Consider the following 2964-nt stretch of genomic DNA (forward strand, 5'->3'; position numbering starts at 1 on the left):
GGAATGCAGGGAGTTGGTGGAAGATGGCTAGATATAGAGGTTTCGTCTCTGCCGAGAAGATTCTATCGGAACTCGGCGCGGAGGCGACGGCTGCGGCAAAGGAAGCCCTCGCACACGGAGCGGACGATGTGGTCGCGGAGGCAAAGAACCGCTGTCCTGTCTATACGGGAACAGATAAGCGCGTGGTGAAGGGCGCACTGCGCGACTCCATCCACAAGCGACTGCGCAGAAAGGACGGCTCTGTTTGGAGGATTGCGGCGGATGCGGAGTCTCAAGATGGCGTTCCCTATGGTGTGCTTGTCGAGTTCAGCCCACGCATCAACAAGCCATTTCTCTATCCCGCGCTCGATGTCAAGAAGGACGGGATCCGTTCTGCCATCGTGGATGCCGTGCGATCTGCCATTCGGAGGAGAGGGAAATGAGTACGGCACGGATGGTGTATCAGGTACTTGTGCGCTCGAAGGAACTCTCGCAGCTTCTTGCACATGGGAAAAAGAGCATCTATCACGGACGCAGTCCCAATGCGGGGACGTATCCGATTCTCGTCTACTCTGTCATTTCCGACGTTCCCGCACTCTCGGCAGATGGTATGGAGTTCGAGCGGCGCGTGACGATACGCATTCATATTCTGACGAAGGATGGGAGATTCGGAGAGATCCATCGAGCGGTGCAGAACGCGCTTCTGCCGCTCGGCTTTGTAAGGGCGCAGACGCAGGAGTTCGTTGAGAAAGATATATTCGTGGAAATCACAGATTACAGAACAGTAGTGGAGGGAGAGTAATATGCCAAGTCCAACACCAACAGCAAAGCCTGCCGCAAATCTTACGAGCGGGCAGTTCATCAACATCCAGAAACTTCATATCGCCAAGATGCTCACCGATGTAGCAGGAGGAGCGGCGACCTACGAAGCTCCGATTCCGCTTGGGAAGCTCTTGCGCAAGGTGGACATCAAGCCGCAGACGAATCAGGCGGAGCTTTTTGCCGACGGTCAGTCCGTGGATACGGCGTCGAATACCGCATCCTACGATCTGACGTTTGATACCGCCGCATTGCCGCTTGAGTATGTCGCATACCTCCTTGGACACAGTATCGAGAATGGCGTGATGAAGGCGGGCAAGGACGATGTCGCTCCGTACTTCGCCGTCCTCTTTCAGTCGGATAAGCGCAACGGCAAGAAGAGATACACCAAATTCTACAAAGTCCAATTCCTCGAACCCTCGGAGTCCGGCAACTCGAAGCAGGAGAGCATTCAGTTCGATACGCCGACACTGACGGCAAAGGCGATCTACCGTATTTCCGACGGGCTGTCCTACGCCAAGGCTGACGAGGAGGCAGCGGGCTTTGCCGCAGAGACTGGAACAAAATGGTACGAGCAGGTCTGAGGGAGGTCACAATGGAAACACCAATACTGCATATTGCGGGCAGGGAGATCATGCCGACCCCTCCGAAGATGAAGGTCTGGCGTGAGTTCCTTGCCTTTTTTGATGCCGACAAAAAAGGTCTGAGCCTTGAAGATTTTCTGGACGAGCACGTCCGTCTGATTGTCCTTGGATTCGGACGGGAGGAAGTTACGAAGGAATCCGTAGAGGACAATGTAGACGTTGCGGACATAGTGCCTCTCACACGTGCACTCTTCCGATGGATTCAGTCGCTGACCTTTTCAAAACTGGTGAACCTCCCAAACGGGGAGACGGAGAAAGAGGCGTAGTTCTTTCTCCGTACCAGAATTTACTGCGCTATTACGAGCGGCTGCAGTCCGCTTACGGGTGGACGATGCACGAGGTTGATTCCCATGAGGTCGCTTTTTTGCTCGATCAGCTTGTGGTAACGGCACTGTGCGAACAGCAGCAATGTGAACGCTATATTGACGACGTGATGTAGGGAGGGGATAGGGTGGCAAAGCGCGGACAGAAGATTGATGAACTCTATCTCGACATCGGTCTCAACATCGCACAGCTGCAGCTAGACTTTGACACAGCGGGGAAAACTGTCTCGGATTCCATCGCACGCCTCAACAGCAAGGCAAACAACATCCATCTGAAACTGGATGCCGACCTCGCGAAACTCGACGGTGTGGGGACAGAACTGGATAAGATCAAGGTGCGTCATCAGGCGATCAACCGCGAGTTGGATATTCAGCGGCAAAAAGAACAGATTCTTGCTGCTGTTTTGCAGTCTGCCAAGAAGAATGACGGCGTGGATAGTGCGTCCTATCGGCGTGCTGAAAGTAACCTGTTACGTCAGCAACGGACGGTCGCTCAGACCGAAGCCGAGGTGCGAAAGCTGAATAACCGCCTCAAGGAAAGTGCCGTTCTCTCCGGCACGCTCGGCGGACGTATCTCAGCGGGCATGACGGCGGCACAGGCGGGTGTCAAGAATCTAACGAGCGGATTCAATGTCCTTTCGACAAAGATGGCTGCCGTTATGGCAGTCGCTGCGACAGGCGCGGGACTGTTCAATATCACCAAGGACGCAATGCTTGCGGGCGAGAACGTCTATAAGCTGACGCAGCGGCTTCATGTGTCCGCAGGTGAGGCGGCGACACTCAATCGGGTGTTTCAGCTTGCGGATACGGATATCAAGGGCATTATCCCTCTCATCGCTCGTCTTGATAAGCAGGTATCCGCTGCGGGAAATTCGGGTAACGATACTGTCCGCGCACTCTCGCGCTTCGGCATTGCACTCAAAGATCAGCAGGGAAATCTCCTGCCGCTCAATGAGCAGCTGGCACAGCTCGCGAAGGGATATAAGACCGCAAGCGAAGCAGGGATGGAGGAGGCGTATACCGCCGAAGTCCTCGGTGCGCGTGGTGCGGCGTTCATCCCCATTCTCGAGCAGTATGAAGACCTCATGACGATTTCCTCACGGGTCAAGACCACGGGGCTGCTTGACCCGGAACAGGCGCATGAGACGTATCTCAAATGGCGTGCGATGGAGATGGAAGCGGGGCAGCTGAAACTCGCG

At 55.0% G+C, this 2964-nt stretch carries 4 protein-coding genes and 1 pseudogene; all 5 read left to right on the plus strand.

The window, feature by feature from the left end:
* The first annotated feature begins 23 nt into the window (after positions 1 to 23).
* Positions 24 to 422 (plus strand): HK97 gp10 family phage protein, encoded by a 399-nt coding sequence (locus HMPREF1992_RS00385; protein ID WP_006696263.1) that lies wholly within the window; start codon positions 24 to 26, stop codon positions 420 to 422.
* Positions 419 to 781 (plus strand): DUF3168 domain-containing protein, encoded by a 363-nt coding sequence (locus HMPREF1992_RS00390; protein ID WP_006696262.1) that lies wholly within the window; start codon positions 419 to 421, stop codon positions 779 to 781. Before HMPREF1992_RS00385 ends, HMPREF1992_RS00390 begins: the two co-directional genes overlap by 4 nt.
* 1 nt (position 782) lies before the next feature.
* Positions 783 to 1382 carry a major tail protein gene (locus HMPREF1992_RS00395; RefSeq protein ID WP_006696261.1) on the plus strand — a complete coding sequence of 200 codons (600 nt, stop codon included), beginning with the start codon at positions 783 to 785 and terminating at the stop codon, positions 1380 to 1382.
* A gap of 11 nt (positions 1383 to 1393) precedes the next feature.
* On the plus strand, positions 1394 to 1708 hold the full coding sequence (gpG, locus tag HMPREF1992_RS00400; RefSeq protein WP_006696260.1) for a phage tail assembly chaperone G: 315 nt from the start codon (positions 1394 to 1396) through the stop codon (positions 1706 to 1708).
* A 185-nt stretch (positions 1709 to 1893) separates the two neighbouring features.
* Positions 1894 to 2964 (plus strand): annotated as a pseudogene (locus HMPREF1992_RS11655) (hypothetical protein); the annotation flags it as partial.

The organism is Selenomonas sp. oral taxon 892 str. F0426 (assembly GCF_000468035.1).
GTDB lineage: Bacteria > Bacillota > Negativicutes > Selenomonadales > Selenomonadaceae > Centipeda.

Coding starts and splice junctions, on each gene's coding strand:
- HMPREF1992_RS00385 (WP_006696263.1), top strand. CDS start 24: ATGGCTAGATATAGAGGTTTCGTCTCTGCCGAGAAGATTCTATCGGAA.
- HMPREF1992_RS00390 (WP_006696262.1), top strand. CDS start 419: ATGAGTACGGCACGGATGGTGTATCAGGTACTTGTGCGCTCGAAGGAA.
- HMPREF1992_RS00395 (WP_006696261.1), top strand. CDS start 783: ATGCCAAGTCCAACACCAACAGCAAAGCCTGCCGCAAATCTTACGAGC.
- gpG (WP_006696260.1), top strand. CDS start 1,394: ATGGAAACACCAATACTGCATATTGCGGGCAGGGAGATCATGCCGACC.